Below are 18,431 nucleotides of genomic sequence, written 5' to 3' on the forward strand. Positions count from 1 at the left end.
GCTCATGCGAACCGACAGGGTGATCCGGGCTCGCAACTGCGGCAGTATCATCTCGGCGTGGCGGTCGTTCGGCCGTGGCAGGGCGCGACAGTCTTCCGTGCTTTGGACCCGAGGAGTACATCCGTGATGACCCGTTCCACACGCCGCACCCGTGCGCTCCGAGCCGCCGGCGTGGGCGCCGCCGCGCTGCTGTCGCTGAGCGCCTGCTCGTCCTCCGGCTCGTCCAAGGACTCCTCGTCGTCCGGATCCGGCGCCACCGCGTCCTCGTCCGCGAAGCCGTCCGGCACGGTGACCGTGTTCGCCGCCGCCTCGCTCAAGGAGAGCTTCACCGCGCTCGGCAAGAAGTTCGAGCAGCGGTACCCGGGCACCAAGGTCACCTTCGACTTCGGCGGCAGCGACACGCTCGCCGCGAGCATCACCGGGGGCGCTCCCGCCGACGTGTTCGCCGCCGCCAGCGGCAAGACGATGAAGATCGTGACGGACAAGGGGGACACGGCCGGCGCCCCGGTCACCTTCGTCCGCAACCAGCTGGAGATCGCCACGCTGCCGGGCAACCCGCACAAGGTGTCCTCCCTGAAGGACCTCACCGCCTCCGGCCTGAAGGTCGTCCTGTGCGCCGGGACCGTGCCTTGTGGCGCCGCGGCGCAGAAGGCCCTGGCCGCGAGCGCCCTGAAGCTGACCCCGGTCTCCTACGAGCAGGACGTCAAGGGCGCTCTGACCAAGGTGGAGCTGAAGGAGGCGGACGCGGCGGTCGTCTACAGGACCGATGTGAAGGCCGCGGGTGACAAGGTGGCCGGCGTGGAGTTCCCCGAGTCGGCCAAGGCCGTCAACGACTATCCGATCGCCCTGCTCAACAACGCGCCGAACGCGACGGCGGCCAAGGCGTTCATCGAGCTGGTGCGGTCCTCCGAGGGCCAGAAGGTGCTGACCGCGGACGGGTTCCTCAAGCCGTGAGCGAGGCCGGCCGCGACGCCCGCGCCGTGACCCTGGAGAGCGGGGCACGGCGCGGGCGTGCCCTGCGGGGCGTGCCGCTGCCCCTGCTGGTGCCCGCGCTGGTGGGTCTGGCGTTCCTGCTGCTGCCGCTGCTGGCCCTGCTGGTCCGCGCCCCCTGGCGCAGCCTGCCGGACCAGCTGACCAGCCCCGAGGTGTGGCAGGCGCTCCAGCTGTCCCTGATCAGCGCCACCTGCGCGACCGCGCTGAGCCTGGTGCTCGGCGTCCCGCTGGCCTGGCTGCTGGCCCGCACGCGGTTCCCGGGGCGGGGCCTGGTGCGGGCCCTGGTGACCCTGCCGCTGGTGCTGCCGCCCGTGGTCGGCGGTGTGGCCCTGCTGCTGGCGCTCGGGCGCAACGGCGTGGTGGGGCAGTGGCTGGACTCCTGGTTCGGGATCACCCTGCCGTTCACCACCGCCGGGGTGGTCGTCGCGGAGGCGTTCGTCGCCATGCCGTTCCTGGTCATCAGCGTCGAGGGCACGCTGCGGGCCGCCGACCCGCGCTACGAGGAGGCGGCCACCACGCTGGGCGCGTCCCGCTTCACCGCGTTCCGCCGCGTGACCCTGCCGCTGATCGCGCCCGGTGTCGCGGCCGGGGCCGTGCTGGCCTGGGCGCGGGCGCTCGGCGAGTTCGGCGCGACCATCACGTTCGCGGGCAACTTCCCCGGCCGTACGCAGACCATGCCGCTCGCCGTCTACCTCGCCCTCCAGAACGACCCGGCGGCCGCCACCGCGCTGAGCCTGGTGCTGCTGGCCGTCTCGATCGCCGTACTGGCGGGTCTGCGGGACCGTTGGATGACGGCCTCCTCATGACCCCGAACCCGTACCGCGTGACCCGCGACCGCACCGCATCCTGGACCATCGCCTCATGACCGACATCGACGAGACCCCGGCCGGCGTACGCGCCGACGGCACCCGCGGCGACGGACTGGACGCCCGTCTCGTCGTCGACCGGGGCTCCTTCCGGCTCGACGTGACGCTCACCGCCGCCCCCGGCGACGTCGTCGCGCTGCTCGGCCCGAACGGCGCCGGCAAGACCACGGCCCTGCGCGCGCTCGCGGGACTGGTCCCGCTCACCGGTGGCCATCTGCGGCTGGACGGCGCCTCCCTGGAGCGCACACCGCCGGAGGCCCGCCCGGTCGGCGTCGTCTTCCAGGACTACCTGCTCTTCCCGCACCTGTCCGCGCTGGACAACGTGGCCTTCGGGCCGCGCTGCCAGGGCGCGGGCAAGGCCGAGGCCCGTGCGCAGGCGGCCGCGTGGCTGGACCGCATGGGTCTGGCGGAGCACGCCGGCGCCAAGCCCCGCCGGCTCTCCGGCGGCCAGGCCCAGCGCGTGGCGCTGGCCCGCGCGCTGGCCACCCGGCCCCGGCTGCTGCTCCTGGACGAGCCGCTCGCCGCGCTGGACGCCCGTACCCGTCTGGAGGTGCGCGCCCAGCTCAGGCGGCACCTCGCCGGGTTCGAGGCCGTCGCCGTGCTGGTCACCCACGATCCGCTGGACGCCATGGTGCTGGCCGACCGGCTGGTCGTCGTCGAGCACGGCCGCGTGGTCCAGGAGGGAGCGCCCTCCGACATCGCCCGCCACCCGCGCACGGACTACGTCGCGCAGCTGGTCGGCCTGAACCTGTACCGGGGGCGAGCCGAGGGACACACGGTACGGCTGGAGAGCGGGCCCGTCGTCGCCACCACCGAGGATCTGTCCGGGCCCGCCTTCGTGGCGTTCCCGCCGGGCGCGGTCACCCTCCACCGGGACCGGCCCACCGCCTCCAGTGCGCGCAACCTGTGGCGGTGCGAGGTGGCCGGACTGGAGACGCACGGCGACCAGATCCGCGCCGACCTCACCGGCGAGCTCGCCCTCACCGCCGACCTCACCACGGTCGCGGCGGCCGAACTCGGCCTGCACCCGGGTGTGGAGGTCTGGGCGGCCGTGAAGGCGGCCCAGACGCACGCGTACCCGGCTTGAGACCTCCGGGGGCATGGGGCCTTGCGGGTGACGCCACGGCCAGGGGGCCGCGCGTCACCTCACTGATTGCGGCTGGGCTCAGTCCTCGTAGGCGTCCAGCGGCGGGCAGGAGCAGACCAGGTTGCGGTCGCCGAAGGCCTGGTCGATGCGGCGCACCGGCGGCCAGTACTTCTCCTCGGCGGCGACGCCGGCCGGGAAGACGGCCTCCTCACGGCTGTAGGCGTGGTCCCACTCACCGCCGAGCGCGGCCGCGGTGTGCGGGGCGCCGCGCAGCGGGTTGTCCTCCGCCGGCCACTGGCCCGAGCCGACCTTCTCGATCTCTGCGCGGATGGCGATCATCGCCTCGCAGAACCGGTCGAGCTCGGCCAGGTCCTCGGACTCGGTGGGCTCGATCATCAGCGTGCCGGCCACCGGGAAGGACATCGTCGGCGCGTGGAAGCCGTAGTCGATCAGCCGCTTGGCCACGTCGTCCACGGTGACGCCGGTCGCCTTGGTGAGCGGGCGCAGGTCGATGATGCACTCGTGCGCGACGAGGCCGCCGGGGCCGGTGTAGAGCACCGGGTAGTGCGGCTCGAGGCGCTTGGCGACGTAGTTGGCGGAGAGCACGGCCACCTGCGTGGCGCGCTTGAGGCCCTCACCGCCCATGAGCCGGACGTAGGCCCAGGAGATCGGCAGGATGCCGGCCGAGCCCCAGGGCGCGGCCGACACCGGGCCGACCCCGGTCTTCGGACCGGCCTCGGGCTGCATCGGGTGGTTGGGCAGGTACGGCGCCAGGTGCGAGCGCACCGCCACCGGGCCGACACCAGGACCGCCGCCGCCGTGCGGGATGCAGAACGTCTTGTGCAGGTTCAGGTGGGAGACGTCGCCGCCGAAGTGGCCCGGCTTGGCGAGGCCCACCAGGGCGTTGAGGTTGGCGCCGTCGACGTACACCTGACCGCCGGCCTCGTGGACCTGGGCGCAGATGTCGGCGACGTGCTCCTCGAACACACCGTGCGTGGACGGATAGGTGATCATGAGCACGGCCAGCTGGTCGCGGTGCTGCTCGATCTTGGCGCGCAGGTCGGCCACGTCGATCTCGCCGTCCTCGGCGGTCTTCACGACCACGACCTTCATGCCGGCCATGACCGCGCTGGCGGCGTTGGTGCCGTGCGCGGAGGACGGGATGAGGCAGACGGTGCGCTGCTCGTCGCCGTTGGCGCGGTGGTAGCCGCGCACGGCCAGCAGACCGGCCAGCTCGCCCTGCGAACCGGCGTTGGGCTGAAGGGAGACCTTGTCGTAGCCGGTGACCTCGGCGAGGCGCTCCTCCAGCTCACGGATGAGGGTGAGGTAGCCCTGGGCCTGCTCGGCGGGCGCGAAGGGGTGCAGCTGCCCGAACTCGGGCCAGGTGACCGGCTCCATCTCCGTGGTGGCGTTGAGCTTCATGGTGCAGGAGCCCAGCGGGATCATGCCGCGGTCGAGCGCGTAGTCGCGGTCGGCCAGCTTGCGCAGGTAGCGCAGCATCGCGGTCTCGGAGCGGTGCTGGTGGAAGACTGGGTGGGTCAGGTAGGCGTCGGTGCGCAGCAGGGTCTCGGGCAGCGCCTCCGCGGCGGCGGCGTCCAGGGCGTCGATGTCACCGGCCACGCCGAACGCGGACCAGACGGCGCGCAGCTGGGCGCGGGTGGTGGTCTCGTCGCAGGCGATGGAGACGTGGTCGGCGTCGGCGAGGTGCAGGTTGACGCCGTTGTCCCGGGCGGCGGCGACGATCTGCGCGGCCCGGCCCTCGGCCCGGGCGGTGAGCGTGTCGAAGTAGGCGCCGTGGACGACCTCGACACCGCCGGCCTTCAGGCCCTCGGCGAGGACCGTGGCATAGCGGTGGGTGCGCCGGGCGATGGCCTTGAGGCCCTCGGGGCCGTGGTAGACGGCGTACATGCCGGCCATGACGGCCAGCAGCACCTGTGCGGTGCAGATGTTGCTGGTGGCCTTCTCGCGGCGGATGTGCTGCTCGCGGGTCTGCAGGGCGAGCCGGTAGGCCTTGTTGCCGTCCGCGTCGACGGAGACGCCGACGAGCCGGCCGGGCAGGCTGCGGGCGAACTTCTCGTGCACCGCCATGTAGCCGGCGTGCGGTCCGCCGAAGCCCATGGGGACGCCGAAGCGCTGGGTGGTGCCGACCGCGATGTCCGCGCCGAGCTCGCCGGGGGACTTCAGCAGGGTGAGGGCGAGCAGGTCGGCGGCGACGGTGACCAGGGCGCCCAGCTCGTGCGCCTGCTCGATGACGGGCTTCAGATCGCGCACGGCTCCGGACGCGCCCGGGTACTGCAGGAGTACGCCGTTGATCTCCCGCTCGGCGATCTGGGCCGGGATGCCCTCGCTCAGGTCGGCGACGACGACCTCGACGCCGCTCGGCTCGGCGCGGGTCTCGATGACGGCGATGGTCTGCGGCATCGCGTCCGCGTCGACCAGGAACAGGCCCTTCTTGTTCTTGCCCATGCGGCGGGACAGCGCCATGGCCTCGGCGGCGGCGGTGCCCTCGTCCAGCAGGGAGGCGCCCGAGGTGGGCAGGCCGGTGAGGTCGGCGACCACGGTCTGGAAGTTCAGCAGCGCCTCGAGGCGGCCCTGGGAGATCTCCGGCTGGTACGGGGTGTAGGCCGTGTACCAGGCAGGGTTCTCCATGACGTTGCGCAGGATGACCGGCGGGGTGAACGTGCCGTAGTAGCCGAGGCCGATCATCGAGCCGAGGACCTGGTTGCGGTCGGCGAGCGAGCGCAGCTCGGCCAGCACCTCGGCCTCGGTGCGGGCGCCGGGCAGGTCGAGGGCGTCGGCGTTCTTGATCACATCCGGCACGGCGGCGGCGGTGAGTTCGTCGAGCGAACCGTAACCGACCTGGGCGAGCATCTTGGCGCGCGCCTCGTGGTCGGGGCCGATGTGGCGCTGCTCGAAGGGGATGCCCTGTTCGAGCTCGGAGAGCGGAATGCGCTGGGCGGTCATTGCGGAGGCCTCCTGGTCTGACGCGACCTTCGAGGGACACCACGGCGCGGGTGCCCCGACGGCCTCCCCCTCTGTCATCTCAACCTGAGAGCTTCACCGGGCTGCCCGAGGGCTCCCGGTTTTCACCGTCGGTGAGAGCGGAAGCCGTCGACACCCGCTCTGCTTTCCAGAGTGACCTCGTCCGTGCGGTACGTGAGCCTGAGAGATTCCGGGGAGGATTTGCTCCTTCGGCGCCTCCGGTGATTTCCGGAGGACTCTCCCGCACGGGGTCAGCAGCCGTTTGCCAGCGTACCAGCGGGCGCCGGAGCACGGCTCGAGTGGCCGCCTTGCCGATTGTGCTCTTTCGTAGTGCTTACGGATGCGTTGCGACCAAGTGGAGGGACCGTGCAGACCGACATCGATCCGCGCAACCTGATCGGCCGCAAGGCGTTCGACCGCAGTGGCCACAGGATCGGCACGGTGGACGAGGTGTACCTCGACGACGCGACCGGTGTGCCCGAGTGGGCGGCCATACGCACGGGACTGTTCTCCCGGGACGCGTTCGTGCCCCTGGAGCCCAGCGAGCTGGTCGAGGGCGCGCTGCGCGTCCCCTTCGACCGGAGCCTGATCAAGGAGGCCCCCGACTTCGGCGTCGGCCGCCACCTCTCCCCCGAACAGGAGCTCCAGCTCTACCATCACTACGGCTTGGACCTCGCTCCTCCTCCCGCGCTCCCCGACCACGACTTCGGCAAACTCGCCGGCTCCGGCTCGGGCCCGGACGAACCCTGACGCCCTCCCCCCGGCCTACCCCTCCCCGTCTCCATCCGTCCGCCCCTCACCCCGGTCACCCGGCCCACCCGGGCACAGCACCGGCGGCCCGGGCGGCCGGGGGCTCGCCGGGCCGCCCGGGTCTTCGGGGGACGAGCGGGAGCGGATCCGCCGGCTCGAGGGCGGGGTCCTCGGTGCGGAAGGTCCGGATACGGCCCGGGCCCGAGTCGGGGGTCTCGAAGCGGACGGTGACCCGGCCCAGGCCGCTGCCCTGCACCCACCCGTGCCCGTATTCCGCGTGCCGTACGTCGTGTCCGGCCGGCCAGCGCCTTTCGGCGGCCGGGTCGGGCCGCTCCTCGGCCGGCTCGTCCGACGGCTCCTCGGCGGCGCCGTCCTCCCTCCCGCCCGCCGCCTGTGCGAACAGGTCCTCCTGGGTGTAGTCCGCGAGCCCGGTCACCCCGACCCCGAGCAGCCGTACGCCGCCCGTCGTGTCCACCGAGTCCAGGAGCCTGGCCGCGGCTTCCCTTACGACCGCCGGGTCGTCGGTGGGGCCGCGCAGCGTCTCGGACCGGGTGAGCGTGGAAAAGTCGTACCTGCGCACCTTCAGCACGATCGTCCGCCCCGACAGACCGGAGGCGCGCAGCCGCCGCACGCACCGGTCGGCGAGCCGCCGCACCTCCAGGCCAACCCGCAGGCGGTCGTGGATGTCCACGTCGTAGGTGTCCTCGACGGACACCGACTTGGCCTCCCGCTCCGCGACCACCGGCCGCTCGTCGTGCGCCAGCGCCATCGCGTACAGCGCGTGCCCGTGCGCCTTGCCCAGGAGCCGTACGAGCTCGTCCTCGCCGGCCTCGGCGAGCTCGGCCACGGTGTGGATCCCGGCCCTGCGCAGGTGGTCGCCCGTCGCCGGGCCGACCCCCGGCAGGGTCCGCACCGACAGCGGGCCGAGCAGGGCCCGCTCCGTGCCGGGCTCGATGAGCACGAGCCCGTCCGGCTTGGCCTGCTCGGAGGCGATCTTGGCGAGCATCTTGGAGGCGGCCAGCCCCACCGACCCCGTGAGCCCCGTGACGGCCCTGATGTCCGCGCGCAGCTGGATTCCCGTCCGCCGGGCGGAATCGGCGTCCCAGGCCGCTCCACGGGCCTCCAGGTCCACGAACGCCTCGTCGAGGCTGAGCGGCTCCACCAGCGGCGACAGCGTCCGCAGCAGCTCCATCACCTGCTCGCTGATGGACCGGTAGAAGGCGAAGCGCGGCACCAGGTACGCGGCGTTGGGCGCGAGCCGCCGCGCCTGGGCCATCGGCATGGCCGAGTGCACCCCGAACACCCTGGCCTCGTAGGACGCGGTCGCCACCACACCGCGCGGTCCGAGCCCGCCCACCACGACGGCCTTCCCGCGCAGGCTCGGCTTGGACGCCTGCTCCGCCGAGGCGAAGAAGGCATCCATGTCGAGATGCAGGATCGTGGGCGCGGTTCTCACACCTCCGATGCTGCACCACACCACTGACAATGCGCTCTCGCGGCCCCACCACCCCATCGCCCGGCCACCCGGCACAGCTACAGAGCCGGGACACCCGACCGGCCCCGGGCGGGCGTAACAGACCGCCTGCCCCCGAGCCCGGCCCGGCCGGGCCACCACCGGGAGCAGTCCCGGCCACCGCCGGGAGTGGGGTCGGCCCGCCCCGGGCCACGGGGAGCGGCTCCCGGCCGTCGCCGGAGGGCGTGCCCGGCCGACCTCCCGGATTCGGGGACGCGCGGCCACCGCCGCAAGCAGGATCCGGTACCGGCCGATGCTGGAAGTGGCGCCGGCCGCCGCCGGGGACCGGTCCCGCCGGCCCTAGGGACGAGCGCTCCCGGCCCTGCCGGGCGGGCTCAGACCGCCCTGTTGCGCCGTCGGGCGAGCTCGTCGCCCGGGTTGTGGCCCACCAGGGTCTCTCCCGTGTCGAGGCGTTCGCCGTGGAGCTGGGACAGGGCGCTCTCGACGTCCCGCCACACCACGCCGACGGCGATGCCGAAGATGCCCTGGCCGCCCTGGAGCAGCGCGTGGACCTCGTCGGGAGAGGTGCACTCGTAGACCGTGGCGCCGTCGCTCATCAGCGTCATGCGCTCCAGGTCGGTGAACCCCTGCTCCCGCAGGTGCCGCACCGCCGTACGGATGTTCTGCAGCGACACGCCGGTGTCCAGGAACCGCTTGACGATCTTCAGGACGACCACGTCGCGGAAGCTGTAGAGGCGCTGGGTGCCGGAACCGTGGGCGGGCCGCACGCTCGGCTCGACGAGGCCGGTACGGGCCCAGTAGTCCAGCTGCCGGTAGGTGATGCCGGCAGCCGCGCAGGCCGTGGGGCCGCGGTAGCCGATCTCCTCGGACGCCATGGGCGCCGTCCCTCCACCGCTGGGCACGGCCGTAGGTCGCTGCGGAGCGTGGTCGGGCGCGTCGCCATGGTGGGGATGGCCGCCGCTCGCGCGAAGGCGGGAGCCCGGAGTGACGTACGGACCGCCTCCCCCGATACCGCGTCCGGGGGCACCCCCAGCCGTACCGTCGCCGCTGCTTCTCACGCCGACCTCCGTCCTTGACCTGCCTCCTCGACGGTAGGCAGTCACCAGGGGTGCGTCAACGATCGCCACACTCGGCACGCCGAGTGATAATCACCCTAAGAGTGGTTTCCCGTGCCCCTTGGCGGGGAAAGGCTAGCCGAATGCCCTCGTGGCGGCGCGTCACTGGCTGCTGCTGCCGAAGTCCTCCGGCGAGATCTGGTCGAGGAACTCGCGGAACTTCTCCACCTCGTCCTCCTGCTCGTCCGGGATCGCGATGCCCGCGTCGTCGAGCACCGTGTCGCTGCCGTAGATCGGCGTCCCGGTGCGCAGCGCCAGCGCTATGGCGTCGGAGGGCCGCGCGCTGACCTCGACACCGCTGGCGAAGACCAGCTCGGCATAGAAGACGCCCTCACGCAGGTCCGTGATGCGTACTTCCGTGAGCTCCTGGCCGACCGCCTCCAGCACGTCCTTGAACAGGTCGTGGGTCAGCGGTCGCGCGGGAGCCATGCCCTGCTGGGCGAAGGCGATCGCCGTCGCCTCACCCGGCCCGATCCAGATCGGGAGGTAGCGGTCGCCCCCCACTTCACGCAGGAGCACGATCGGTTGGTTGGAGGGCATCTCGACCCGGACACCTACGACATCGAGCTCGTTCACACAGCAACCCTAGGCCGTGCCCGGGACGTTTGGGTAGTCGGGCCGGAATCGACGTCCCAATCCGGCCCCCGTCCCGGCCCCCACCGCGCCGACAGCGACCGGGCCCGGCCCACGGCCCTGGCCACCGGCTGCTGCCGGCTGTCGGCTCTCAGCTGTCGGCTCTCGGCTCAGGGCAGGCGCACACCGAGCGCCGTCTGCACCAGGGCCGCGTGCAGCCGCACCGTGAGCGCCGCCAGCTCCTTCGTGCGTTCCTCCGCGTGCGCTCTGGTCTGCGGGTTGCGGTGCCGCCTCAGCGGGGCGACGACCTGGTCGACGAGTCCGGCCTCGCGGTCGGCGGCCGCCTTCATCACCCGCAGATGCCGGGGCTCGATGCCGAAGCGGCCGAGCTCGGCGACGAGCGAGGCCACCGTGATCGCCTCGGCGTCGTAGGCGCCGTCGGCCAGTGGAGTGAGCAGCCCGTAGGACTCCCACTCCTGGAGGGTCCGCTCGTCCATGCCGGCCGCGGCCAGCAGATCGCCCCGCCCGATCCGGGCGGCCGTGGGCGCCTCGGCCGGCGCGGCCGCCGCCTCGCCGTCCCGCTGCCTGCCCAGCACCGGCAGTTGCACCGTCTCACCGCGCTCCACCGCGTCCAGGTGCTCACGGATCACCTTCAGCGGCAGATAGTGGTCACGCTGCATGCGCAGGATGCGGGCGAGGCGCTCGACGTCCTGCGGGCTGAACTTCCGGTACCCCGAGGGCGTCCGCCGCGGCTCGACGAGCCCCTCCGACTCCAGGAAACGGATCTTGGAGATGGTGACCTCGGGGAACTCGTCGCGCAGCGCGTTCAGCACCGTGCCGATGCTCATCAGCCCACTGTCCGCGGCGGCGGCGCCGCGCCCGGCACCGCCGCTCGGTGTATGAAGCATGGACCTTCCCTGGGTGTCTCCCGGTACGGAGTCTGGAAGGGGTCGGGACGGGTCAGATGCCCTGCCGGCTCGAGTAGAAGACCAGCCGGTACTTGCCGATCTGCACCTCGTCGCCGTTGGACAGCGCGACCTGGTCGATCCGCTCGCGGTTGACGTAGGTGCCGTTGAGGCTGCCGACGTCGGCCACCGTGAAGGAACCGTCCGGGCTGCGGCGGAACTCCACATGGCGCCGGGAGACCGTCACGTCGTCCAGGAAGATGTCGCTCTGCGGGTGGCGCCCGGCCGTGGTCAGCTCGCCGTCCAGCAGGAAGCGGCTGCCCGAGTTCGGTCCGCGGCGCACCACCAGCAGGGCGGAGCCCAGCGGCAGCGCGTCGACGGCGGCCTGCGCCTCCGGGGACAGCATCGGCGTCTGGCCAGTGGCCTCCGCGTCGTAGGCCTCCAGTCCGGAGATGGAGATCGTGGACGTCGTCTCCGAGGGGCGCTCCGGCACCGCGCCGGCGCGCAGCGGCGCACCGCAGTTGGAGCAGAAGCGGCTGTTCTCCGCGTTGCGGTTACCGCACCTCGTACACACCAGGGCCGACATGGACGGATCCTCCTGCCGCGGCTGCCCCGCCGGGGCATTGGACGCGTACGGGCCGGTGGCAAACCCTCCACCCGTACCTGAGGTTGACGGTTGGCCGAAACCTATGCCGCCCGACTGGGCAGGGTCAACAGACGGCGCGCCCTGACCACCGGAAAGGTCGCCCCCCTGACCGGCGACCTGGTCCCGGAACAGCGGGCGCTGACCTTCCGCGTCGGGCTGTGCGCGATGGCGGGCGGTCGCGTTGTCGCCACCCTCTCGCGCGCTCTTGCCGAACAACTTCGCAAACAACTTCACGGGCGATTCCCCTTGACCGAAACAGACCCGCCCGTGGGGCAGGACGAACCCTGACTGCATACACCGGTCGACCCGGACATCCTCACAACGTCCGTATCCACCAAACAGTTTCCATCACGCACCACCCAATCGGTGCGCCGACCCCCCGCAACCTCATGCCCCTGCCGGACTACCGCCATGCACCCCCGGTTCACTGGGAGGACGACCGAGCGTAGTCAGGCCGCTTCGCCGCCCGCAAGGCGTCGACAACGATCTTGTCCGACCGCTCCACGGTCACGGTGGCCTGCTCCTTCTCGAGGGTCTGCACCACGCCTCCCGGGATGTTGAGCGCCGGTTCGAGATCCTGCGGCTTGCCGATGACCCGGAAACGATAGGGCGCGCTGATCTTGTTCCCGTCGACTTCCACACTCTTGCCGGAGTCCGTCAGATACGTGCCGGCGACCACACGCACGCCGTTGACCTGGATCGCCTCCGCACCGGCCGCGCGCAGCTCCTGTATCGCGTCGAGCAGCATGTCCGACTGGACCGTCCCCTTCGTGTCCTCGATCGTCATCGTGATGCCGGGTCCCTGCGCGGCCACGGTGCCCGCCAGAATGCCGAGTTGCCGTTCCTTCTCGACGGTCTGCTTGCGGGCCTCCTCGGCCTGGTCCGAGCTGTTCTCCAGCTCCTGGCGCTGCTTCTCGAGACCCTGCTTCTCGTCCTCAAGACGCTGCGTACGGTTGTCGAGTTCATCGAGGATGCGAACAAGATCCTCCTGGCGGGCGCCGCGCAGCGCGCTGTCGTTGTCGCTGTTGGAGGCGACCTGCACCGCGAGGCCGAACCCGAGGCCGAACAGCAGCACGGCGACGATGAGTTGGGCCCGGGTTATCCGCGGCGGCCACAACCCCTCGGCGAGCCGCTGCCGCCCGGTGAGCACGGGCTCGCCGCCCTCCGGACCGCCCCCGGACTCCCCCACGGGAACGGGTACTTCCGCCGGCAACTCCTCCCGCAGCCGGTACTCACCCCGCCCCTCCCGGAGCTCCCCCTGCTCGACGCCGGGCCGCCCGGTCTCAGGACCCTGGCCACGGTACGCGCCCTGGGGACGGAAGGTGCCCTGCTCCGCCCCAGGTCGGAACTCGGGGCGGAACTCGGGGCGCTCGCCACTCGGCCGAGGCGCGGGCACGTCCGTCCCCTGCCGGAACTCGGGACGCCCCACCCCCGGTCGACCGCCCTCGCGGAACTCCGGACGCGCAGGCCGGGGCTCGGGCACGTCCGCACCCCGCCGGAACTCCGGGCGCCCGGCACCCGGCCCGGGCTCGGAACCGCCCCTGTCCTGCCGGAACTCGGGAGCTCCGGCCCCCGGCCGAGGCGCCGGACCGCCCCTGTCCTGCCGAAACTGGGGATGCTCGACACCCGGTCGGCGCTCGGACAAGCCCCCGCTGTCACGGAACTGCGGACGCCCGTCACCGGGACGCGGCCCGGGTACGTCACTGCCCTGCCGGAAGTCCGGGTGCCCGGCACCCGGCCGGGGCGGTGTCTGACGTTCGGCGTCGGGCCGTGGCACCGGCCGGTCGCCCTCCGGCCTGTAGCCGGGCCGCCGACCACCACCCGGGCGCGCCTGCGCCTCGGGCGCGTCGGCCCCCGGCCGCGACCCCGGGGCGCCCGGTCGAAGCCGGGACTCAGTGCCGCCCGCACCGGCCGCACGCTCCGGGGTCGCAGCGTGCGGCCCGGGCTCGGGAACATTGCTGCCCTGCCGGAACCCCGCGCGCGCAGCATCCGGTCGGAACTCGGAGCGCTCACCGTCGGTTCGGCGTCCGGGGCGCTCCCCGTCGGTCCGGGACCCGGGGCTGTCGCCGTCGGTCCGGGGCCCAGAGCGCTCACCGTCGCGCCGCAGCGTGGGCTGCTCGCCCTCCGGCCCGTAGTCGTCCCGCCGGTCACCTCCCGGCTGGGCCTTGGGCGCGTCGGCCCGCGGTCCCTGGGCAGGCTCCGGGGTGCTCGCCTCGGCGCCGCGCTCCGGAGTGGCGGAGTTCGGCCTGTTCTCGGGCTGGTCGTCCCGCTCGCTCATCGCACTCACGCCCGGAACACGTGCCGCCGGATCGCCGCGGCGTTGGAGAAGATGCGGATACCGAGGACGACCACCACCCCGGTGGACAGCTGCGCGCCCACGCCCAGCTTGTCGCCGAGGAACACGATCAGCGCGGCGACGACCACGTTGGACAGGAACGACACCACGAAGACCTTGTCGTCGAAGATGCCGTCGAGCATGGCCCGCAGGCCTCCGAAGACGGCGTCCAGCGCCGCCACGACGGCGATGGGCAGATATGGCTCGACGACCGCCGGAACCTCGGGCCGGACCAACAGGCCGGCCACGACTCCCACGACGAGGCCCAGTACGGCGATCACGATGTGCCCTTCTCAGTGCTCGGCTGTGCTGTACGTACGATCACACTCGGTGCGGCGGGCAGCCGGATGTCGCTCTCCACGGAGATGGCGGTCCGGATGCCGTAGTTGTCCTGGAGGGCATGCAGATACAGCCCGTCCGGGCTGTTCTGGAAGCCGGTGCTCAGCCGTTTCCCGTCCCCCACCGCGAGCACCGTGTACGGCGGCACCAGCGGTTTGTTGTCGACCAGTATCGCGTCACCGGCGGCCCTGATCGCGGACAGGGCGGTCAGCCGCTGCCCGTTGATGGAGACGGCCTCGGCCCCGGACTGCCACAGCCCGTTGACGACGCGCTGCATGTCCCGGTCGCGCACCCGCCCGGTGTCGGAGAAACCGGAGGTCTCGCGCGGGTTGCCGCTCCCGCCCGTGGTGGCTTCCTTGGCGTCGTCCACGACGAGCTTCACCCCGGGGCCGTGCACGTCAGTGGCGCCCGCCAGGATCCCCACGAGGTCGGCCTGTGCGTTGCCGCCACTGTGCCGGAGCGCCTCACGCTGCCGGGCACTCACATCGCCGCGCAGTTTGTCGACATTTCCTTCGAGCGTGTCCGCCGCGGCCGTCTCACGGTCGATGCGGTCGATCAGCTCCTGCCGCTCCTTGGCGACGACCGGCGCCGCCACGCGCGCCTGGGCGGCCCCCACGGTCACCACAAGGGCCGCCAGCACCAGCCCGACCGCCAGCCCCAGCCGGGCCTTGAGGGTCCTGGGCATGCCGCTCTCGCCCGCGGCCCTCTTGCGCGCCGCGGCCTCGGCGTAGCCGTCGTCGAGGCTGTGGTCCATGACGTTGGTGATCAGCGACATGGACGCGTCCGGACGGGAGGGCCGCGCGGGGATGCTCCGAATGGGGGGTTGCTGCGGCATGCCGCACATCGTCGCACGTCGCCGCCGAGACCTCCGAACGGCCCCACCGGCGTGCCGGACAGGCCCCCTTGGGGACACTTGTCCGGCACGCGTGCGTGCTGTCCGTTTTACGTTCGGACACCGCCGAATCCGGGTGAACCGTGCCTACCGGCCGGCGCTGTCCACCACCGCGGACCACTCGTCCAGCAGCGCCTGCGCGGAGGCGTCGTCGGGGCCCTCGGCCCACAGATGGGTGACGGCCTCGGCCGGGTCGGGCAGCACCATCACCCAGCGCCCGTCCGCCTCCACGACCCGTACGCCGTCCGTGGTGTCCACGAACCGGTCGCCGGCCTCCTCCACGACCCGGCGCATCACCAGGCCCTTGACGGCCCACGGAGTGGCCAGATCCCGCTTGAGGACGTGCGCTCGCGGAATACGGGCGTCGATCTGGCTCAGCGTGAGCTGGGTGCGCGCCACGAGACCGATGAGCCGTACGAACGCGGCCGTGCCGTCGTAGACACTGCTGAACTCCGGGACGATGAAGCCGCCCTTGCCGTCGCCACCGAAGATCGTGCCCTCCTCGCCCCCGACCCGCGTCAGGTCGTCGGGAGAGGTCGTCGTCCACTCGACCTGCGTGCCGTGGTACGCGGCCACCTGCTCGGCGATACGCGTGGTGGTCACCGGAAGCGCCACCCGGCCGCTGCGCCGCTCGGCGGCGACCAGGTCCAGCATGACCAGCAGCGCCCGGTCGTCCTCGATGATCCGGCCCTTCTCGTCGACGAGCGACAGCCGCTCGCCCACCGGGTCGAACCGCACACCGAAGGCGGCACCGGACGACGCCACGATCTCACCGAGGCGGACCAGGCCCGAACGCCTCATCTCGACGCTCTCCGTCGGCCGCGACTCGTCGAGACCGGGGTTGATCGTCAGCGAGTCGACACCGAGCTTGCCCAGCAGGCTGGGCAGGACCAGCCCCGCGCTGCCGTTGGAGGCGTCCACGACGACCTTCAGACCCGACTCGGCGATCCCGGTCGTGTCCACGTTCCGCAGCAGCGAACCGGTGTACGAGTCGAAGACACTGGAGGGGAAGTACAGGTCACCGATCTCGCCCGGGAACGCGCGCCGGTACTCCTGGCGGGCGAAGACGCGGTCCAGCTTGCGCTGGCTGCCCTGGGAGAGATCCGCGCCCTGGCTGTCGAAGAACATGATGTCGACCGAGTCCGGCACTCCGGGGGTGGTCCGGATCATGATGCCGCCGGCGCTGCCCCGCGCGGTCTGCTGGCGGGCCACCGGCAGCGGCACGTTCTCCAGATCGCGGACGTCGATGGCACTGGCCTGGAGCGCGGAGATCACCGCCCGCTTGAGCGCACGGGCGCCGCGGGAGTGGTCGCGCGCCGTGGTGACCGTGGAGCCCTTTTTCAGCGTGGTGGCGTACGCGCCGGCCAGCCGCACGGCGAGCTCCGGGGTGATCTCCACGTTCAGGATGCCCGAGACCCCGCGAGCGCCGAACAGGTGCGCCTGGCCGCGCGACTCCCAGATGACCGAGGTGTTGACGAAGGCGCCGGCCTCGATGGTCTTGAACGGGTAGACGCGGACGTTGCCCTGAACGATCGATTCCTCACCGATCAGGCACTCGTCGCCGATGACCGCGCCGTCCTCGATCCTGGCCGCGCGCATGATGTCGGTGTTCTTGCCGACCACGCAGCCCCGCAGGTTGCTGTGCTGCCCGATGTACACGTTGTCGTGCACGACGGCCTTGTGCAGGAAGGCGCCGCTCTTGACGACGACGTTGGAGCCCACGACGGTGTGCTCGCGGATTTCGGCGCCGGCCTCCACCTTGGCGTAGTCGCCGATGTAGAGAGGCCCGCGCAGCTCGGCCTCCGGGTGCACCTCGGCGCCTTCGGCGACCCAGACTCCCGGCGAGATCTCGAAGCCGTCGATGTCGACGTCGACCTTGCCCTCGAGGACGTCCGCCTGGGCCTTCACATAGCTTTCGTGAGTGCCGACGTCCTCCCAGTAGCCCTCGGCGACATAGCCGTAGATCGGCTTGCCGTCCTTCATCAGCTGCGGGAAGACGTCGCCGGACCAGTCGACCGGCACATCGGCCTCTACGTAGTCGAAGACCTCGGGCTCCATCACGTAAATGCCGGTGTTCACCGTGTCGGAGAAGACCTGACCCCAGGTCGGCTTCTCCAGGAAGCGCTCGACCTTGCCTTCCTCGTCGACGATGGTGATGCCGAATTCCAGCGGATTGGGCACGCGCGTGAGACACACGGTCACCAACGCGCCCTTTTCCTTGTGGAAGTTGATCAGCTCGGTGAGGTCGAAGTCGGTGAGGGCATCGCCGGAAATGACAAGGAAGGCATCGTCCTTCAACGCCTCCTCGGCGTTCTTGACGCTTCCGGCGGTACCCAGTGGCTTCTCCTCATTGGCATAGGTGAGCTCCATTCCGAGCTCCTCGCCGTCGCCGAAGTAGTTCTTGACCAGCGAGGCCAGGAACTGGACTGTGACGACGGTCTCATTCAGCCCATGCTTTTTGAGCAGCCGCAGAACGTGCTCCATGATCGGCCGGTTGGCCACCGGCAGGAGCGGCTTGGGCATGCTCGAGGTCATTGGACGAAGGCGCGTGCCCTCGCCTCCGGCCATCACGACGGCCTTCATGTCGGAAGCGTCCTCCTCCAAGAGATGACGATCTAGCCGACTTACCCGTCCAGATTCTCCCGCACTTTTCGGCAGCGGGCCATCGGAGCCCCCGCGGCTGCCCGAATCGGCGAGCTCAGTCGGCCATGGCGTCCGCACGGACCAGGCGGCGGACTTGTACCACGTAGAGGACTCCTGCCCACCAATACAGCGTTGTACCCCATCCGGCGAACGCCCATCCGAAAACAGCGGCGAGTGACGAGATCCAACCGCTGCCGTCACTGAGCAGGAGCAGCGGGAACGCGTACATCAGGTTGAACGTGGCCGCCTTGCCGAGGAAGTTCACCTGGGGTGGCGGGTAGCCGTGACGCCTGAGCACGCCCACCGCGAGCAGGAGCATCAATTCCCGCGCCAGCAGCAGCGCCGTCAGCCACACCGGCAGAATCTCCCGCCAGGTGAGGCCCACCAGAGTGGAAAGCACGTACAGGCGGTCGGCGGCGGGGTCGAGAAGCCGGCCGAGGCTGCTGATCTGGTTCCACCGCCGGGCGAGCTTGCCGTCCAGGTAGTCGCTGACGCCGCTCAGCGCCAGCACCAGCAGGGCCCAGCCGTCGCTCTTGGGGCCGCCGAACTCGGGCCTGAGGATCAGCCACAGGAACAGCGGCACGCCGACGAGCCGCGCCATGCTGAGGATGTTCGGGATGGTGAGCACCCGGTCCGTCTGAACGCGGGTCTCCTGGACCTCCACCCGGGGGCCTCCTGAGGAAACGTGCCTACGATGCCTCCCGACCTTACCTCAACGCAAAAAAGCTCTGGCTCTTGGGCTGCGTGCCCAAGAGCCAGAGCTCTAAAAGGAGTTCGGCGGTGTCCTACTCTCCCACAGGGTCCCCCCTGCAGTACCATCGGCGCTGTAAG

14 protein-coding genes, 1 pseudogene and 1 riboswitch are annotated in these 18,431 nt (G+C 71.5%); of the genes and pseudogenes, 4 read left to right on the forward strand and 11 right to left on the reverse strand.

Annotated features, from left to right (window positions below):
- Positions 1 to 126 precede the first annotated feature (126 nt).
- From modA to IE217_RS07875, 3 genes are read left to right on the forward strand one after another with little or no spacing between them, the layout of a single operon-like run.
- Positions 127 to 954 (forward strand): molybdate ABC transporter substrate-binding protein, encoded by an 828-nt coding sequence (gene modA / locus IE217_RS07865; RefSeq protein WP_190176989.1) that lies wholly within the window; start codon positions 127 to 129, stop codon positions 952 to 954.
- The gene (modB, locus tag IE217_RS07870) at positions 951 to 1,799 is read left to right on the forward strand and encodes a molybdate ABC transporter permease subunit (RefSeq protein ID WP_190176990.1); all 849 of its coding nucleotides are present in this window, start codon (positions 951 to 953) and stop codon (positions 1,797 to 1,799) included. Before modA ends, modB begins: the two co-directional genes overlap by 4 nt.
- A gap of 55 nt (positions 1,800 to 1,854) precedes the next feature.
- On the forward strand, positions 1,855 to 2,946 hold the full coding sequence (locus IE217_RS07875) for an ABC transporter ATP-binding protein (RefSeq protein ID WP_190176991.1): 1,092 nt from the start codon (positions 1,855 to 1,857) through the stop codon (positions 2,944 to 2,946).
- Between the two features lie 78 nt (positions 2,947 to 3,024).
- On the opposite strand, the gene gcvP is transcribed toward IE217_RS07875, so the two are convergent.
- Positions 3,025 to 5,910, reverse strand: coding sequence for an aminomethyl-transferring glycine dehydrogenase (gene gcvP / locus IE217_RS07880; protein ID WP_190176992.1), 2,886 nt, complete (start codon positions 5,908 to 5,910; stop codon positions 3,025 to 3,027).
- Between the two features lie 176 nt (positions 5,911 to 6,086).
- A riboswitch (glycine riboswitch) is annotated at positions 6,087 to 6,182 on the reverse strand.
- A 112-nt stretch (positions 6,183 to 6,294) separates the two neighbouring features.
- On the opposite strand from gcvP, the gene IE217_RS07885 reads away from it, so the two are divergent.
- A complete protein-coding gene (locus IE217_RS07885) occupies positions 6,295 to 6,678 on the forward strand; it encodes a PRC-barrel domain-containing protein (RefSeq protein ID WP_190176993.1) in 384 nt (127 codons plus the stop codon).
- On the opposite strand, the pseudogene IE217_RS07890 reads toward IE217_RS07885, so the two are convergent.
- The 10 genes and pseudogenes from IE217_RS07890 to clsA all read right to left on the reverse strand — a co-directional run bounded on the left by IE217_RS07890 (position 6,588) and on the right by clsA (position 18,264).
- Positions 6,588 to 8,134, reverse strand: a pseudogene (locus tag IE217_RS07890) (DNA polymerase IV). The gene IE217_RS07885 and the pseudogene IE217_RS07890 overlap by 91 nt on opposite strands.
- 392 nt (positions 8,135 to 8,526) lie before the next feature.
- A complete protein-coding gene (locus IE217_RS07895) occupies positions 8,527 to 9,210 on the reverse strand; it encodes a MerR family transcriptional regulator (protein WP_190176995.1) in 684 nt (227 codons plus the stop codon).
- A gap of 159 nt (positions 9,211 to 9,369) precedes the next feature.
- Entirely contained in the window at positions 9,370 to 9,843 is a 474-nt protein-coding gene (locus tag IE217_RS07900) for a bifunctional nuclease family protein (RefSeq protein WP_003988851.1), read from the reverse strand.
- Positions 9,844 to 10,010: 167 nt separating this feature from the next.
- Entirely contained in the window at positions 10,011 to 10,748 is a 738-nt protein-coding gene (gene ftsR, locus IE217_RS07905) for a transcriptional regulator FtsR (protein ID WP_190176996.1), read from the reverse strand.
- Positions 10,749 to 10,800: 52 nt separating this feature from the next.
- On the reverse strand, positions 10,801 to 11,685 hold the full coding sequence (locus tag IE217_RS07910; protein ID WP_190176997.1) for an FHA domain-containing protein: 885 nt from the start codon (positions 11,683 to 11,685) through the stop codon (positions 10,801 to 10,803).
- Positions 11,686 to 11,815: 130 nt separating this feature from the next.
- Positions 11,816 to 12,616: a DUF881 domain-containing protein gene (locus tag IE217_RS07915; RefSeq protein WP_190177039.1), complete on the reverse strand. Its 801-nt coding sequence runs from the start codon at positions 12,614 to 12,616 to the stop codon at positions 11,816 to 11,818.
- A 1,058-nt stretch (positions 12,617 to 13,674) separates the two neighbouring features.
- The gene (locus IE217_RS07920) at positions 13,675 to 14,007 is read right to left on the reverse strand and encodes a small basic family protein (RefSeq protein WP_003988855.1); all 333 of its coding nucleotides are present in this window, start codon (positions 14,005 to 14,007) and stop codon (positions 13,675 to 13,677) included.
- A complete protein-coding gene (locus tag IE217_RS07925; protein WP_229865084.1) occupies positions 14,004 to 14,900 on the reverse strand; it encodes a DUF881 domain-containing protein in 897 nt (298 codons plus the stop codon). Before IE217_RS07925 ends, IE217_RS07920 begins: the two co-directional genes overlap by 4 nt.
- 144 nt (positions 14,901 to 15,044) lie before the next feature.
- A complete protein-coding gene (locus tag IE217_RS07930) occupies positions 15,045 to 17,540 on the reverse strand; it encodes a mannose-1-phosphate guanyltransferase (protein WP_190176999.1) in 2,496 nt (831 codons plus the stop codon).
- 115 nt (positions 17,541 to 17,655) lie between these two features.
- Positions 17,656 to 18,264 (reverse strand): cardiolipin synthase ClsA, encoded by a 609-nt coding sequence (gene clsA / locus IE217_RS07935; protein ID WP_190177000.1) that lies wholly within the window; start codon positions 18,262 to 18,264, stop codon positions 17,656 to 17,658.
- Positions 18,265 to 18,431: the final 167 nt, after the last annotated feature.

It is taken from the genome of Streptomyces naganishii JCM 4654 (assembly GCF_014650575.1).
GTDB classification, from domain to species: domain Bacteria; phylum Actinomycetota; class Actinomycetes; order Streptomycetales; family Streptomycetaceae; genus Streptomyces; species Streptomyces naganishii.

Bases quoted from the DNA above. Each gene is read 5' to 3' on its own strand.
- IE217_RS07875 (WP_190176991.1), top strand. From the start codon at position 1,855: ATGACCGACATCGACGAGACCCCGGCCGGCGTACGCGCCGACGGCACC.
- IE217_RS07930 (WP_190176999.1), bottom strand. From the start codon at position 17,540: ATGAAGGCCGTCGTGATGGCCGGAGGCGAGGGCACGCGCCTTCGTCCA.
- IE217_RS07925 (WP_229865084.1), bottom strand. From the start codon at position 14,900: ATGCCGCAGCAACCCCCCATTCGGAGCATCCCCGCGCGGCCCTCCCGT.
- IE217_RS07910 (WP_190176997.1), bottom strand. From the start codon at position 11,685: ATGCAGTCAGGGTTCGTCCTGCCCCACGGGCGGGTCTGTTTCGGTCAA.
- modA (WP_190176989.1), top strand. From the start codon at position 127: ATGACCCGTTCCACACGCCGCACCCGTGCGCTCCGAGCCGCCGGCGTG.
- gcvP (WP_190176992.1), bottom strand. From the start codon at position 5,910: ATGACCGCCCAGCGCATTCCGCTCTCCGAGCTCGAACAGGGCATCCCC.
- ftsR (WP_190176996.1), bottom strand. From the start codon at position 10,748: ATGCTTCATACACCGAGCGGCGGTGCCGGGCGCGGCGCCGCCGCCGCG.